At 51.7% G+C, this 15,454-nt stretch carries 14 protein-coding genes and 1 other annotated feature; of the genes, 4 read left to right on the forward strand and 10 right to left on the reverse strand.

Features of this window, described 5'->3' with window-relative positions; translation table 11 throughout:
* Positions 1–142 precede the first annotated feature (142 nt).
* Positions 143–907, forward strand: coding sequence for an SDR family oxidoreductase (locus tag MHI43_RS31115; protein WP_036659409.1), 765 nt, complete (start codon positions 143–145; stop codon positions 905–907).
* 119 nt (positions 908–1,026) lie between these two features.
* Here the strand turns inward: MHI43_RS31115 and MHI43_RS31120 are convergent, their stop codons facing one another.
* Together MHI43_RS31120 and MHI43_RS31125 are read right to left on the reverse strand one after the other, a co-directional pair.
* Positions 1,027–2,601, reverse strand: coding sequence for a sigma-70 family RNA polymerase sigma factor (locus MHI43_RS31120; RefSeq protein WP_036659410.1), 1,575 nt, complete (start codon positions 2,599–2,601; stop codon positions 1,027–1,029).
* A 60-nt stretch (positions 2,602–2,661) separates the two neighbouring features.
* On the reverse strand, positions 2,662–3,645 hold the full coding sequence (locus MHI43_RS31125) for a hypothetical protein (RefSeq protein WP_036659411.1): 984 nt from the start codon (positions 3,643–3,645) through the stop codon (positions 2,662–2,664).
* Between the two features lie 120 nt (positions 3,646–3,765).
* Positions 3,766–4,042: a binding site (T-box leader), on the forward strand.
* Positions 4,043–4,093: 51 nt separating this feature from the next.
* On the opposite strand from MHI43_RS31125, the gene trpS reads away from it, so the two are divergent.
* Positions 4,094–5,077: a tryptophan--tRNA ligase gene (gene trpS, locus MHI43_RS31130; RefSeq protein ID WP_036659413.1), complete on the forward strand. Its 984-nt coding sequence runs from the start codon at positions 4,094–4,096 to the stop codon at positions 5,075–5,077.
* Positions 5,078–5,335: 258 nt separating this feature from the next.
* On the opposite strand, the gene MHI43_RS31135 is transcribed toward trpS, so the two are convergent.
* The 7 genes from MHI43_RS31135 to MHI43_RS31165 all read right to left on the reverse strand — a co-directional run bounded on the left by MHI43_RS31135 (position 5,336) and on the right by MHI43_RS31165 (position 12,340).
* Positions 5,336–5,509 (reverse strand): hypothetical protein, encoded by a 174-nt coding sequence (locus MHI43_RS31135; RefSeq protein ID WP_015737958.1) that lies wholly within the window; start codon positions 5,507–5,509, stop codon positions 5,336–5,338.
* A 232-nt stretch (positions 5,510–5,741) separates the two neighbouring features.
* Positions 5,742–6,893: an ABC transporter permease gene (locus tag MHI43_RS31140; protein ID WP_036659414.1), complete on the reverse strand. Its 1,152-nt coding sequence runs from the start codon at positions 6,891–6,893 to the stop codon at positions 5,742–5,744.
* Positions 6,893–8,011: an ABC transporter permease gene (locus MHI43_RS31145; protein WP_036659416.1), complete on the reverse strand. Its 1,119-nt coding sequence runs from the start codon at positions 8,009–8,011 to the stop codon at positions 6,893–6,895. The genes MHI43_RS31140 and MHI43_RS31145 overlap by 1 nt, the downstream gene beginning before the upstream one ends.
* A 29-nt stretch (positions 8,012–8,040) precedes the next feature.
* Entirely contained in the window at positions 8,041–8,976 is a 936-nt protein-coding gene (locus MHI43_RS31150; RefSeq protein WP_015737961.1) for an ABC transporter ATP-binding protein, read from the reverse strand.
* Between the two features lie 208 nt (positions 8,977–9,184).
* Positions 9,185–10,258: a histidine kinase gene (locus tag MHI43_RS31155; RefSeq protein WP_051425272.1), complete on the reverse strand. Its 1,074-nt coding sequence runs from the start codon at positions 10,256–10,258 to the stop codon at positions 9,185–9,187.
* Positions 10,259–10,305: 47 nt separating this feature from the next.
* Positions 10,306–10,908: a response regulator transcription factor gene (locus MHI43_RS31160; RefSeq protein WP_235201605.1), complete on the reverse strand. Its 603-nt coding sequence runs from the start codon at positions 10,906–10,908 to the stop codon at positions 10,306–10,308.
* 253 nt (positions 10,909–11,161) lie between these two features.
* Entirely contained in the window at positions 11,162–12,340 is a 1,179-nt protein-coding gene (locus tag MHI43_RS31165; protein ID WP_036659419.1) for a DUF3533 domain-containing protein, read from the reverse strand.
* 168 nt (positions 12,341–12,508) lie between these two features.
* Here MHI43_RS31165 and MHI43_RS31170 point away from each other — a divergent pair, with 168 nt between their 5' ends.
* Positions 12,509–13,120 carry a TetR/AcrR family transcriptional regulator gene (locus tag MHI43_RS31170; RefSeq protein WP_015737965.1) on the forward strand — a complete coding sequence of 204 codons (612 nt, stop codon included), beginning with the start codon at positions 12,509–12,511 and terminating at the stop codon, positions 13,118–13,120.
* Positions 13,121–13,196: 76 nt separating this feature from the next.
* Here MHI43_RS31170 and MHI43_RS31175 read toward each other — a convergent pair whose 3' ends face one another.
* Positions 13,197–14,246: an NAD(P)/FAD-dependent oxidoreductase gene (locus MHI43_RS31175; RefSeq protein WP_036659420.1), complete on the reverse strand. Its 1,050-nt coding sequence runs from the start codon at positions 14,244–14,246 to the stop codon at positions 13,197–13,199.
* Positions 14,247–14,570: 324 nt separating this feature from the next.
* Here MHI43_RS31175 and MHI43_RS31180 point away from each other — a divergent pair, with 324 nt between their 5' ends.
* The gene (locus MHI43_RS31180; protein WP_036659422.1) at positions 14,571–15,446 is read left to right on the forward strand and encodes an ABC transporter ATP-binding protein; all 876 of its coding nucleotides are present in this window, start codon (positions 14,571–14,573) and stop codon (positions 15,444–15,446) included.
* Positions 15,447–15,454: the final 8 nt, after the last annotated feature.

Consider the following 15,454-nt stretch of genomic DNA (forward strand, 5'->3'; position numbering starts at 1 on the left):
CATCCGTACTTGCAGCAGCAGTAATCGCCATGTCTTTGTTGTTCATGAATAACTCTCGAAAAATTCTAAATCAACCTCTTGACTCTCCCCCTAACCGGAGAGTGTACAGTAGTTTTAAATCAAACAAGAGGAGTGGAGTTTCATGAAACGATTGGAAAACAAAGTTGCATTGGTTACAGGCGGAAGCCGAGGAATCGGTAAAGGAATCGCGCTTCGGTTGGCGGAAGAAGGGGCACTGGTCGTTGCTCATTACGGAAACCGCCGGGATGCTGCGGATGAGGTTGTGCAGACCATACAGGTTCAAGGCGGGCAAGCTATCGCCTTAGGTGCTGGGCTGGAATCGGTAGATGGAGCCAAGGGGCTTATTCATTCGCTGAAGGAGGAGCTGCTGCGTGTAACGGGGGACCAGCATTTTGATATTCTGGTGAATAACGCAGGCATCGGAACCTCAAAGACCTTTGAAGAGACGACCGAGGAGAGCTTCGACGAGCTGCTTGCCGTTAATGTAAAAGCACCGTTCTTCCTGGTCCAACAGGCTCTGCCGCTCCTGCGTGACGGCGGGCGTATCGTCAACATCTCCTCCGGTGTGACGCGTATCGCCTATCCGCATATTATGGCTTACAACATCACCAAGGGAGCCATCAATACGTTCACCTTGCACCTCGCCAAGCTGCTGGGTCCACGCGGGATCACGGTGAATGCGGTTCTTCCGGGCATCGTGGATACGGACGTGAATGCTGCATGGCTTCATACTCCGGAAGGGCAGCAGCATGCCGCAGAGATGTCCGCGCTTGGCCGAATCGGTCAGCCGTCGGATATTGCGGACGTCGTAGCGTTTCTGTCATCAAGTGACGGGCGCTGGGTCACGGGACAGATGGTCGATGCAACCGGCGGCTCTCATCTGTAACTATGAAAAGAGCTATCCTTGCTTGGCATTAACGCCAGAAAGGATAGCTCTTTTGCTGTATTCTACTGTTAATCGGATCCCCCAATATGCTCAATATCGCTCTTTTCCTATGTCTTCGGTTAATCGGCTTCAGCTATCCGCACAACCGACTTCCGCTCCGGGTTCCAGCGCCATAACGGATCCTTCCCCCTTACCTGCAAGCCTCCAACCCATTTATCGATCGTTGCGGCGCAGGCATAGTCGGTCTTACTGGCCAGCACCTCATGCCCCAAACTCGTCACTTGCAGCACCCGCTCTTGAAAATGGGGTACAGCCAGTTTGAAGTCAGGAAACAGTGCTGTACCATCGATAACCAGCAAGGAATCCGGCCCCTCAATCATCTTCGTCAGGTAATACCAGAATTCCAGGTCCCCCATTCCGAGTGTATGAAGCCGGTCACCTACTGTGCGGAATAACTCATAAGGCGTATGAATTCCGCCCGCTACAGCCTCTAACGTCGTCTGCTCGATGATCCCGAGGCCATGGCTCACAGAGGGCAGCCGTGCCAGATGGGCCTCGAACGCATCCCTCGCAAAAGGCAGTGCCGAGGAATCCATTTCCAGCATACGCTGATGTTTCTCCGGCAGGTCCGAGGTATAGGCTTCCCACAACATGCTGCCCAGCATAAGCTCTTCGTCTCCAATCGCATGCCATGTGCCCGATAAAGTCTCGAGCTGCTCTGTGCTAAGCTGCCCCAGCCCGCGAAAAAGCTCGATGCCCGGGTATGCGCCAATGCACAGCAGACTCAGCCTCGTATTCCCCAGTGACTGTTCCTTAAACCAATGCAGCAAGTAGGCCAGCATGGTCTGGTCAAACAGGTCATGCTCAAACCAGAGCACAACTTCGTCATATTTTCGAAAATCCTGGAGCTTCCTCTCCTGCGACTCGCAGGTCCCGATATATTCCTTCTGTGGAATCCCCAGCGTTTGCTCCAAATACTGAGCTCTTGTTCTCCGATGATCCGGCTCGTCCATCTTCGTATAAACCGGACCAAACGAATAAAGCTCCCTCCACACCAGGATATCTCCTTGAATGTTCCCTTGCTTCAGCTTATCCCCTACCGAATCCCCGTTAACGATATGCAGCATGCGTTTTCCTCCCTCATACAGATCGGTGAACACCGATACAAAGTCGGCTACGTGCAGCGTGTTCTTCAGCTTCCGCCGGGCATCAAAAAGTCGCTTCTTCAAAGCCGGCAAAGAAATGTCCAAATATTGCGAGATCTCACGCAGGTTGTAGCCTTGAAAATAATAGAGCTGGACCGCAATCCTCATGCCCGATGGCAAGTCCGCGATCGTGGCATGCAGCTGACCGATCAGCTCTCTCTTTTCCACGACCGACTCCAAGCTTCGCTGATCTCCCATCGGCAATTCTATCTCATGCAGCGGAAACGTCTGCAATTGCTTGCGGCGCAAGTCTCTGTAACACTGCCGTTCCACGATCACTTTGAACCATCCGGGGAAACGCCGGGGATCCTGCAGCTTATGCAGATTCGCAAAGGCCTCTGTAAAGGCCTCCTGCACGGCGTCCTCCGCCAAATGGGAATCCTGCAGCTTATCGTAGGCCACGGCCAGCGCCATGCCGGTAAAATGCCGGACCAAGCTTTCCTGAGCTTCGGCACTGCCCCTCCGGGCTTCCTCAATCCACTGGATCACGCTCACTTCACCTCCCTCTCGGTGTCTCTATCCCTTAAGTGCCGATCTAAATAAAAAAGGTTACCTCTCTTCAGGAAAAATGATCGTCTGCACCGGATGGATGATATATCGAAAATTCTCCATAGCCTTCGCCGGAGCCTCCGAAACACGGTTCCAATGATGGTAGAAACTGAACGGAAATTTGAACAGATGGCCGAAGTCCCAATCGATGACAGCCCCGTCGATACCCGCCCAGTACTCCGGCTGGTGCGGCAGCCAAGCCGATCTTGGAGCCCCAACGAGTGGCAGCCGATCCACCGGAGACACGATTCGGATCGGCTCTGCAGGATCCAGCTGGCTGCTGGCACGGAGCACCTTCACGATTTTGAGCAGACCCGGCAAGCCTCTGTGGAAATAATCATGATGGCCAAGATCGTACAAGATGTTTAAGGCATGCGAGTACGTCAGCATATGCCCCATCAAGTCATGATGGGCTTCTGCGCGGTAGATCACCGAATAAGAGGCCAGCTCGTTTAAAATTAAGGCCGACAGCTGATCGCCGTCCGTTATTTCCGATATCCCGTCAAGTTCATCCAGGGTCAACCGTTTGACCTCGGCAGCAGAATATCCGATCCAGGACCTTCCCGGAATCGTCTTCGTGAAAGAGGCTATTAATTCCGCGATATCGGCTGCTTCATGCCGTAGACCGCCTCCAAGCTCGTGGAGTGCAGCCAGGCTTATTGCGGCATAGATCACATTGTGCCCGACCCAGTGCAGCCCATCAATCGTATCGTCAAGGGCCGCAAGAATCCTTGATTCGGCACTTTTCACACTCAAGCTTTCCCCTGTCACCGTTCCCGACTGCAAATACTTGGCGATCATCCTTTGGTTCTCCGCCGTAACGGCCTCCTCGACCTTCCCGGGCAAATGGTTTGCCTTTACAAAAAAATAACCCGCGATCGCGGCCGCTCCGTAATGAGCCTGCCAAATATCCCCTGTTAGCATTCTGCACTGTGACAGTATGGATAATCCGTCCCCAAGAATCGCTCTGTCCTTATCGCTCATCCTGACCCCCCGATCCCTCTTGACATTCACCTAACATCTGTGTGATGATACTCATCAAATCATCTTGTTCTCTATTCACATTCGAACAGAGCTGCACAGATGAATTTAAGAACAACATACCACACGGCTATGAGAAGAAATAGTAGCTTATCTCTTGAGGTCCAAGCGAACCGGCGATTGGTGCGAGGCCCGGTACTCCGGAATAAGTGAATGGATCTTCTCGCTTCAACCCGAACCTCCGATCTCTGCCGGAGCAGTAGGCCTTGACGGCTCTCCACCGTTACTTTGGGAGATATGGCAGGGAAAATGGTGCGTTTCCCCATTTCCGCGTCATGCTAAAGAGCGACCGTACAGTCGAATTTGGGTGGTACCGCGAAAGTTACACTTCGTCCCATAGAGGGATGAGGTGTTTTTGTGTTGTTCGCAAACAAATTAGGAGGTGGTTATTATGCAACGATTATTGTCAGGCATCAAGCCGAGCGGAGATTTGAATATTGGCGGATATGGAGGTGCCCTCCGTCAATATGTGAAGCTGCAGCATGAGTATGAGTCCTATTTCTTCGTGCCGGATCTGCATGCGATCACGGTCTATCAGGATCCCATGGAGCTGCACCAGCGCACGCGCGACATTGCCGCGCTGTACATTGCGTCGGGCATTGACCCCGAGAAAGCGACGATCTTTCTGCAATCGCAGGTCCCCGCGCATGTAGAGCTCGGGTGGTTGCTGGAGACGCAGGCGCATTTTGGTGAATTAAAACGCATGACCCAATTCAAGGAGAAATCGGACGGAAAGGATACCGTAAGCTCCGCGTTGTTTACGTATCCGGTCCTGATGGCTGCCGATGTGCTGCTCTACCAGGCAACGCACGTGCCTGTCGGCGACGACCAGAAGCAGCATCTGGAGCTGACCCGCGATGTGGCCGAGCGCTTCAACAACCGGTATGGCCGCACGTTTGCGGTGCCTGAGCCGATCATTCAGGATATTGGCTCCCGCGTCATGGGGCTTGACGATCCGTCCAAGAAGATGAGCAAAAGCAACCCGAATAAGAACAGCTGCGTCCACATGATGGATACGCCGGAGGATATCCGCAAGAAGTTCTCCAGGGCCGTTACCGACTCCGATGGCCAGGTCCGGCATGACTGGGAGCAGAAGCCGGCGGTCAGCAATCTGATCGAGATTTATTCCGTATTCTCCGAGGAAGCCATCTCCGTCATCGAGAAACGGTATGAAGGCCAAGGATACGGTACGTTCAAGAAGGAATTAGCCGAAGTGGTCATCGAGAAACTTCAACCGATCCAGGAGAGGTTCCATGAAATCGTGAATTCCTCCGAGCTTGATCGCATTTTGATGGACGGAGCGCAGCGGGCTTCCGAAACCGCAGTCCCGACACTGCTTGCCGCCAAGAAAGCGATGGGATTGGTCACGTTCTGAAAGAACCGAGAGGGCGTCCCCTTAATTACTGATCCTTATCGGGAATCAGAACAAGGGACGCCCTGCTTATTTTTGTCGGCTGGCCTTTTTATGTTGTACATAAGCGTCTACACCGCTTTAGTCTGTCCTGCCTCACTATAACCCATGGTTCTTCTGATTCCCGACTTGTTTATTGAGATGCCTGCCATGTCGCTGTCGCCCCTTGACATCATCTCCCTATTGTAACCGTAATTGGAACGCTCGGTATCGACCACCAGGTCATATGAGACCGATGATATCCGTGTAATACTTCAAGAACACATTGTGGATGAGCACTCCCCCGACTGACAGGATCGGACCAGGAAGAGCCAGACGCCATTTCTCCCCTAGAGTCAGTCCGGTAGCAGTGAAGCGAAAGGCTTGCCGCAAGGCACTTCGCGCTTTACCTAACATTTACCATCCCCCGATCGTTCAACGTTTCAACCAGATCCTGTATCTTGAACTCATTGTAAACCATGGAGTAACTCCAGATGAAATAGCTTTGTTCATTTTTTCCAATAGATTTTTCGCCGGAATAACGGGTTTTAGACTAATGAAAAAAAAGGAGCCTTGCTGTTCAAGCAAGCCCCTGATCGCTTATAGCCGGTCATCCTATGTGCAGTACAAGGAGACCCTGCCATTAAATTTAAATATAGCTCTGCGTATCTCTATTTCTTGCGAACTTGTAGGTTGCAATCAGCGATAAGGCCAAGGCAAAAGCCAGCAGAATCGCCACGTTCAGAATCACGTCGGTCAGGCCGCTTCCCTGCTGAAGCTTGCCGAACGTATCGAGCAGCCAATACTGCGGCAGGAAATCGGCGATTCGCTGAATCGCTTCGGGCATCACGGAGAGCGGGAATACACACCCCGCCAGCAGCGATGTCGGCATGATCACCATCGTCTGGATTCCGTTAGCCATCATGGTGCTGTCCGAGAACGCGACAATGACCTGCGATAAACTAACCGCGACCAGAGCGAACAGCGACAGAATCAGAAACATCTGCCATAATGGAATGCCTGGCTCGATATGAAAGAACCGGGTCATGACGAACAAGGTGGCCGCAATCTGGATCATCATCAGAACGATGTTCACGATGGCATTCGAGAAGACGTAACTGCGGGCCGTAATAGGCGACGATAAGAGTCTATAGTACGTGCGGTTCTCGCGATCCCGGATCGTCAATGCCGATAGATTCACGGCGGAGAATAACATGAACACAACCAAGTAACCGATCGTCCGGTTGGTCATATCATGATTGGCCGATTGATCCGCAACCATAGTCGTGGACAATTGAAACGTAGAACTGCGGTAACCGCTGTATAATTCGTTAAACGCGGCGGCGTCGCCACCCGCCATAACCCCCATGGATGAAATATTCTGGACGTACGCGTTCAGATACGATTTGACATACCCCGTAACCTGAGCGCCCTTAATCGACTCGATCCGGACCGGCTCGGGTGTCCCCTGAATTACGCCTTTCGCAAACCCTTCGGGGAAGATCAGCACCGCATCCAGCTCACCCGACACAACCAAGTCATCCGCTTCCGATTCCCTAATGATCGATGCCTCGGTATGCTCCAATTGTGCAACAAAATCGATCGTATCTTGCGTGACCTTCTGTTCAATATCGTGATTCACGATGCCAAGGGTAACGGAGGTATCGCCGGAGCCCTTGTAGATTAAGGTGGATAGCAGAATGCCGACAATGGGAAGCGCAATAACGAGCAGCAGATTTTTATAATCCTTCAACGAGGTCAATATCGTCTTTCGAATGAGCCAGAGCATATCCTTCGACATTACAGCCCCTCCCTTCTTCGCATCGAAATCATGGCTACCGCCAGCAGCAGGATGGAAAAACCGATATTCAGCATCATCGCATGCATGGCTGCCGACCCACTGCCTGAATAAATGAGCTGCAGCAGAGCTTCATTGGACCAATGCAGGGGAGAATACGTTGCGGCCTCCCTCATGAATCCCGTTGTGCTTGCAACCGGCGTATATCCTCCGCCAAAAAACGCAGCCAGTTGAATAATGACCATGATGACAGCTCCGGCTGCATTTCCCTTCACCACGTAACTGATACCGAGCCCGAGGCTGAGCGCAAACAGGATCTCGGTGAACAACACCAGGAATACCATGATGGGGTTCTCCCCCCAATAGGCATTGAACATATATTTGCTGATCAGCACAACGATGATCACAAATACGGCATTGATTGCGAGCGTGCCCGTTATTTTTCCGGCAAAAATCTCGGCTTTCGTCACCGGTGAAGCCAATAGGCGCTGTGCGGTGTTTCGCTTTCGCTCACTATCGATGAGTCCGCCTGCCGTCAAGGCGCTGTACAGGATGATCATCGTGGTGACCGCAATCGAAAAATAATCAAGCGAACCCGGCTGCCTCGCTCCCTGAATGGAAGATTCCAGCACATAGCTCCCTCCATCATAAACAAGCAGCTTGCTCTCATATTCCGGATCGATCTTCGCGGCTTCCGCTGACAGCCGATACCGGTCGGCAAAGGCGGACAGCATCCCTTGCACAATCCCGTTCTCCATACTGTTGCGGCTGTTTCCATCATATCGGATGCCTTGGCCGTCTATTTCCACGTAACCGGTGTACCGGTTGTTTCTCACTTCCCGCCCTCCGTCCATGCCTTCCTCGATCTGCTCAAAGGCCATGCCCGATGAGCGCTCCGCCTCCTGCATGAATGCCTGCCATTGCTCCGTAAGCGCGGGTTCTGCTCCATTGTTATGGTATAGCACCCGAATGTCTGCAATCGTGGTACTGCCGTTAAAAGCATTCGAAAGCGCCGTCCCTAGGATCAGAATGAGCAGCACCGGGGTTGCCAGCATAAATACCAGCATCCGCGGCTCCCGGACGATCTTCATCTCCTTCAGCGCGATTCTCAGCACATTCATGTACTTCCACCTCCCTCTTCCTAAATCAGCTAATCCCGAAGGCTCCGGCCGGTCAGCGTCAGGAACACCGTTTCCAAATTCGGCTCGGACGCTTGAACGGAACGAATTTCAATGCCTTGCGCCATGAATTGCTGAATGATTTTATTCAGGTTATTGACCCCTGCGTCGGAGCTGATGTGCACGATATTCTCCTTCACTTCAACCGATTTGACGCCCGCGATCTCCTTCAACTTGTTCGCTTCAAGATGGGCGGCCGTTTGCACTTCGATCCCGATATCCTTCTGGTCCGTAATAATGGCCTTCAGCTGTGCCTGCGTGCCCTCCGCTATGACCTTGCCGTGGTCGATAATGGCAATCCGGGTGCAGAGCTCCTCCACTTCCTCCATATAATGGCTCGTGTACAGGATCGTGCTGCCCATCTCGTTCAGCTTCCTAACCGAGTTTAGGATATAGTTCCTCGATTGGGGATCGATGCCGACGGTCGGCTCATCCATGATGATCAGCTTCGGTCTGTGGGCAATCGCGCAAGCGATATTCAATCGTCTCTTCATGCCGCCGGAGAAGCTTTTCGGGTACATCTTATGTTTGTCGCTAAGTCCGACGAAGGTAAGCGCCTCTTCAGTCCTGCTCCTAAGCTCCGATCCTCTCAGTCCATACAATCCGGCAAAAAAATGAACATTCTCATAGGCGGTCAGATCCTCATAAATCGCAACCTCCTGCGGAACCATGCCGATCTGCTGCTTCGCGAACTTTCGATGCTTCGTCAGATTCTTGCCCAGGACATGAACCTCTCCCTTGGTCATGGGCATGAGCGATGATATGATATTGATGGTTGTGCTCTTGCCTGCTCCGTTCGCGCCCAGGAAGCCGAAAATCTCGCCTTCCCGTATGTTCAACGACAGCTGATCTACCGCTATGAAATCCCCAAACTTCTTCGTGAGCCCTTTGATCTCCAGCACGTTCATACGTTTTTCGCCTCCATATTCCATCCACGCATCAACCGGTGGACTTGATCTGCATTTATCGTACGAAAAAAGGATGCCCTTGCGATAGTGCACAAGTTCATCCTTACCCATGAGAATATTCATGTTGTTGACGATCCAAATCTTCACCCTTGTGGGGAATGTCTTGTTTGACCCGGTATCCCTAACCCGCCAAATGCGCTTACCAGCTTTAGCTATAAGGAATTAGAGTGGTCACCGAGAAACCGTTCGAGCCATCCACGATCACGGTTCCATTCACGACCGCGGCGCGTTCCTCCATGCCTATAATCCCAAGGCCCTTGATTACCTTCTGCATGCCCTTGCCGTTGTCGCTGACTTTGGCCTTGATCATGGTGCCCAGAACTTCGATATGTAACGAGACTGCCGTTGCATTCGCATACTTCATCGTATTGGTTAACGCTTCCTGGGTATTATCCTGAATGATTTTCCACTGAAGCGGCGTAATCACATCCATATTGCCCTCATGCGTTAGTACGGTCTTGATCGAGTGCTGGGCGGAGAACTCCTCCAGAAATAAACGCATTCGGTTGATGCCGAGCTGCTCCGTCGGAGGCTTTACGTTCTTTAGAACCAGCCTGATGCTCTCAATGCCTTCTTTGGAGATGGATATGGCATTTTGCAGCAGCTCGGCGGATTTGTCCGGATTCGATGTCATCAAGCGCTTGGCCGCTTCCATCTGAATCAACGCTCCCGTCATGGAATGCCCGATCTTGTCATGAATTTCCTGGGACAGCCGATTTCGCTCTTCCAGCTTGAACATATATTCAAACTGCCGGATGTACTCATTATTTTCGCTCAGTCGCTGGGTCAACCGATCGAGTTCGCGATGCATCTGCTCGTTCTGCTCCTGGTAGGATGCGGCTCGGTTAACAAAGGTTCTGAGCATCGTAAGATAACTATAGGATAGAACGGATGTAGAAACATAGGTCATAACAAACCCCTGAGGCACGATAAGCGCTGGAACCAGCAGGGGGATCAGGATCATCCAGCTCCTGCGAACGTAAAGCGACAACAGCTCGTACAGATTCACGGGAAGCAGCATGAACAGCAGCGGATGGATGTAGAACGAGGAAGCCGCGACAACAAGAACCGCAAGCAGCATGAGGTACGGCTGTATGCTTCGGCTCTTGAAAATATAGACGGATACATTCACGGACAGGTAGAGAAGAATGACAAGTATATACCATGGCGTCATCGCAAGATCAGAGGCATACGACTGGCTGATCACATACAGGAACAGCATGCTTTTGAACCCGATGACCCACAGTTCGGCATAGTTTCGGCGTTCGCTCACTTATTCACTTCTCCCGTCAGATAAAAAATCGCAATCTGGGTTCGATGCTCCAGACCTGTCTTGCTGAGAACCGAAGTGATGTGATTGGCAATCGTGCCTTCGGAAATAAACAGCTTCTTCGAGATTTCCTTGTTGGCCAGCCCTTTGGCGATGAGCGCCATAATATCCAGTTCCCTTTCGGTGAATAAGCTTCGGTCGAACTTGTCTGCCTTGTCTGTCTTATCAGGATTTCCGGGAGACAGCCCGGATTTGATTTTATCCAGCACGACGTCCTGCAGCACATGATGGCCGTGGTATACGGTTTTGATCGCATCTCGGATCCGTTCCGGGTCGTTATTCTTTAGCAGATAACCCTTGGCGCCATTCAGGATCGCATCGGTAATGTATTCATCGTCGTCGAAGGTCGTCAAGATCAGCGTCTTGGTCTTGGTACGCTCCGTGAGCTGTTTCGTGGCCTCAACGCCATTCAGGTTCGGCATCCGGACATCCATCAGCGCCACATCCACTTCGTGCGCTTCGCAATAGGCGACCGCTTCTTGTCCGTCTTCGACGGTCGCCACCACGTCGAACTCATCAAACGTCGCCAGAATGATCTTCATGCCTTCCCTGATAAATGAGTTATCGTCCGCAATGATCACTTTAATCTTCAATTTACGCTCACGCTCCCTTATTCAGGATTATACAGGCTGCCATCCTGAAGAACGATAGTATTTTATTCACTTGAATAAAGGGAGCAACGTCCCGATGCTGCGACTTTGGATGGTCCCGTCCACATGAACCGGTCGGCTTGAGCAAACTATAAAAAGCAGTGCAGGGATAAACCCCGCACTGCTTAGGCGCCAACCTATTCTATTAAGAAGCGGCCATCGATTTTCTTGGGTCTGAACGACTCCCTTTCTTGAATGTCGAGGCCAGCAGCAGAACAAGAAAACCTCCGGCTATGAACCACACTACCGCGGAATGCGAAGAAGATGGAGCGTATCCGTCAAAATACATCACATCCCGGAGAGCGGAAGCGGCAAAACGCAGCGGCGTCCAGGAGTACAGCCAATCCTGCGTCGCCTGCGGCAGAAACTCCGGCGCCATATTGAGAAGCGGCATCGAGAAGAACATCAGGAGCACCAAGATGCCCATGGCCGGGAGCCCGATCCAGTTCAACAAGGTCGACTGAAGAAGGAAAAATGCCGACCCGGCCAGCCACAGCATCAGCCATACGCTGCCTCCGTTCGCAAGCTCCATGCCATACCAGGAGGAAGCCATCCATACCAGAAAACCGGAGACCAGACCCGCCAGCAGCAAACCGGCAGCGCCTTGCAGCACAATCGCGATTCCCCTGCTGCTGCCGTCATTCACTGCTTTCTGCAGCGCCTGGAACAGGAACACGCTAAGGATCAGGCAGCCGATCCATAGAATCTGTATCAGCATTCCCGGCGCATTGCCGCTTGCGTGGTTCACACCTACAGGATGAACGACTTCCTCATGAACCTCGAACGGGATGAGCAGAGCCTGCGCGGTTGTGACCGGCAGCATATCCGTCTGCGAGCCGATCATGGTCAACGCCTGCTTGGAGAGCTCCGCTCCCGCCATCTTCATCGCTTGCCCCAGCATCTGTCTCACCGCAGTGGATGCCTGCGTGCTCATCCCCTCATTCGCCAGCACCTGCACCACAGCGGGCTTCGGAGCAGGCGACTGCAGCGACAAGATGCCGGCGCTTAAGTCCTCAGGCAGCACAAGGGCACCGTAATACTTCTGGCTGTCGAGTCCTTCCCGCGCTTCCGCTTCCGAATTCACGATCTCCCAATGAATGGGCAGCTGCGAGTTTGCCTGCAGCATTCCTTTCATCATGTCACCGACAGCGAGGGTTTCGCCGCTTGGTAACTCAACCGGCTGATCCAAGGCAACAAGCGCAACGGGAAGCGACTTCGGCTTCGCTCCCGCGATCGACCCCATCATGGCTACGCCGAAGATGGCCAGCACCAGAAGGACAACCAATGCGCCGATCCACAGCATTTTTTGTCTTAAGAACCCCATATCCACCACTCCTCGTTAATGAACAGACTGTTGATTAATGATCACAGCGTTAATTATAATGAAGGGAGTGATTTGTTCAATCATCAGCTTTCAGCGGAGTGTTCATTACTCATCAGTGTACGAGCCTTCTGTTGATTAAGTCTTCACATTCGTACTGGGGGGAATTCCTTGACAAAAAAGACGGATCGCCGGCAAATCCGGACCAACCAGCTGTTGCGGCAAACCCTGTTTGAACTTATGGAGGAGAAACGGATAGATGCCATTACCGTGACCGATATCGCCAATCGCGCCAATATCAACCGTGGTACCTTCTACCTGCATTATCGGGATGTGCCGGATATGCTGGATAAGATCAAAGAAGAGGTGCTTCAAAAGATTGAGAACATCGTGGTTCATATCGATCCCAGGGATTCCAGGGACTATGCGGAAAAGGGAGAGCCTTATCCGGCGTCAGAACAAATATTCGAGGAGCTCGTCCGGCACGCCGACTTCTTCAAGGCTATTGTCGGCCCGAATGGGGACATTTCCTTCGTTCGGCAATTCAGGGAGTTCATGAAGGAGCATATGTTTGCCAAGCATGCGTTCAGAATGCCCACAGGCGGGAATCAGATCATTCCGAGCGATTACCTGATCGCTTATATGATCTCCGCCAATATCGGCTTGGTCATACACTGGATCGAGTCCGGGATGAACAAGTCCGCAAGAGAGATGGGCATCATGATGACGCAGCTGATCAATTACGGCCCGTTGATAACTTCAGGGATTATCCAAAAACAATAAGGGCACGCAAAAAAAGAGAAGCGGAGGTTCCCTCGCTTCTCTTCTATCGTTACATGCAGTACACGCATGCCCTGTTCTAATTGATTAATTGCTTCACTAATTCGCGATTGCGCTCCTTGAATACCTCGTTATGCGAAGAGACCATCGCGTACTTCTTGGCATCCGGCTCAATGAACTGCTTCGCGCTGTTCACCGCGTTCGCGGCATCCTGGAAGGCGCCTGCAATCAGGTGCAGCTTCCCGTCAAAATGCAGGATGTCGCCGGCAGCATACAGTCCCGGTATGGAAGAATTACAGCTTGCGTTGCCCGCGATATAGTAGTCATCCACCCGGTGAATATCAAGGTTGCTGTTCTCCAGCAGCGACATATCCCGTTCATAGCCATGGTTAATGATGACCTCGTCTACCGCTAAATAGGAAACTTCCCCTGTCGCATTATTGGTCAATTCTACCCGCTCAATCACCTCATGATTATCCGAAGCAATGAGCTTCGTGATCGATGTATTAAGATGGCAGGTCGCCTTACTGTTCATCAGCTGCTCGACCTGGGCTTCATGGCCTGACAATTCGTCCTTGCGATAGGCCAGGTAGACCTTCTTCGCCACAGGCTCCAGCTCGTTCGCCCAATCTACGGCTGAATTCCCTCCGCCGGACACAATGACGGTTTTGCCCTTGAAATGCTGCAGGGACTTCACGGTGTAGTTCAGGTTCGACACTTCGAACCGCTCGGCTCCTTCAATCTCCAGCTTCTGCGGATTCAAGATGCCTCCGCCAACCGCCACGATGACCGTTTTGGACAGATGCACGCCGGAATTCGCCGTATGTAATTCGAACAGTCCTTCCTCATTGCGGGCGATCGATTCAACCTTCTCGTTTAACAGCACTTCGGGATTGAACGTCAGGCCTTGCTGAACCATTTGCTCGATCAGCTTCGCGCCTGGAATCGGCGTCAATCCGCCGACGTCCCATATCATTTTCTCCGGATATACGTGAACCTTTCCGCCAAGCATGGGCTGATATTCTATTATCTTGGTTTTCATGCCACGCAGTCCACTATAAAAAGCGGAATACAATCCCGCTGGTCCTCCGCCAATAACCGTTACATCAAATATCTCATTCCCACTCATGCGTTTCACTCCCGGTCTATAAATTAAAAGGCTGTTTGTGATCACCTTGTAACGTAAATGATTATCATTATCAATTAGTATACGTTGCCTTTACCCTTTTTACAATCAAACATTTAGAAAAAATTCATTTTGTCACAATTTCGCCTAGATATAGGCCTGTAGTATTCCACTGAACTATATATGGGTATTATTCGGCTGAAACATGAATATTATTTGAAGTTTCCATTAAGATATTTATTGACAACGGCGCGGCCTCACATTATATTTATGGATGAAATTGAGAATCATTATCGTTTGATAGCTAACTACTCTGGAGGTGAAATGATGATTCGCCTAAGTACAGATCGAATAAGCGTCGGTTATGGCGAGAATCTGATATTGAATCGTCTTAACGTAGATATTCCCGATAAAAGAATCACGACCATCATTGGGCCTAACGGCTGCGGCAAATCCACTCTTTTGAAGGCTGTTACCCGCATCATTCCTTATCAATCCGGGGCTGCCATTCTGGACGGGGAAGAAATCGCCAAGATGAACACCAAGCTTCTGGCGAAGAAGCTGGCCATTCTGCCCCAGACTCCGGAAGGTCCGGGCGGATTAACGGTGGGCGAACTCGTATCCTACGGGCGCTATCCCCATCAGCGCGGTTTTGGCCGCTTGACCAAGCAGGATATGGACGTCATCGACTGGGCACTCGAGGTTACCGGCACCCAGGATTATAAATACCGTTCGGTGGATGCCCTGTCCGGAGGACAGCGCCAGCGGGTATGGATTGCGATGGCACTCGCGCAGGAGACCGAAATGATCTTCCTCGACGAGCCGACCACGTATCTGGACATGGCGCATCAGCTGGAGATTCTGGAACTGCTCGAGAGGCTCAATATCGAACAAGAGCGGACCATCGTCATGGTTCTGCACGATTTGAACCAGGCTGCCCGATTCGCGGATTACATTATCGCAATGAAGGATGGAGATATCATTCAGGCCGGCGATCCGGAATCCGTCATTTCGCACGAAGTATTAAAGAAAGTATTCCATATCGACGCAGAGATCGGCCGCGATCCGCGCACGGCGAAGCCGATTTGCATCACTTACAATCTATTAAAAGGGGAAAAAGAGGACACACTCAAAACGGCGGAGCATAACGACAACTACGAAGAAACTGCTCACCCCGTTTATCGGACTGCTGTTCATTCTTAGCGTCTGCG

This window comes from Paenibacillus sp. FSL H8-0457, assembly GCF_038051935.1.
GTDB lineage: Bacteria > Bacillota > Bacilli > Paenibacillales > Paenibacillaceae > Paenibacillus_AQ > Paenibacillus_AQ lautus_A.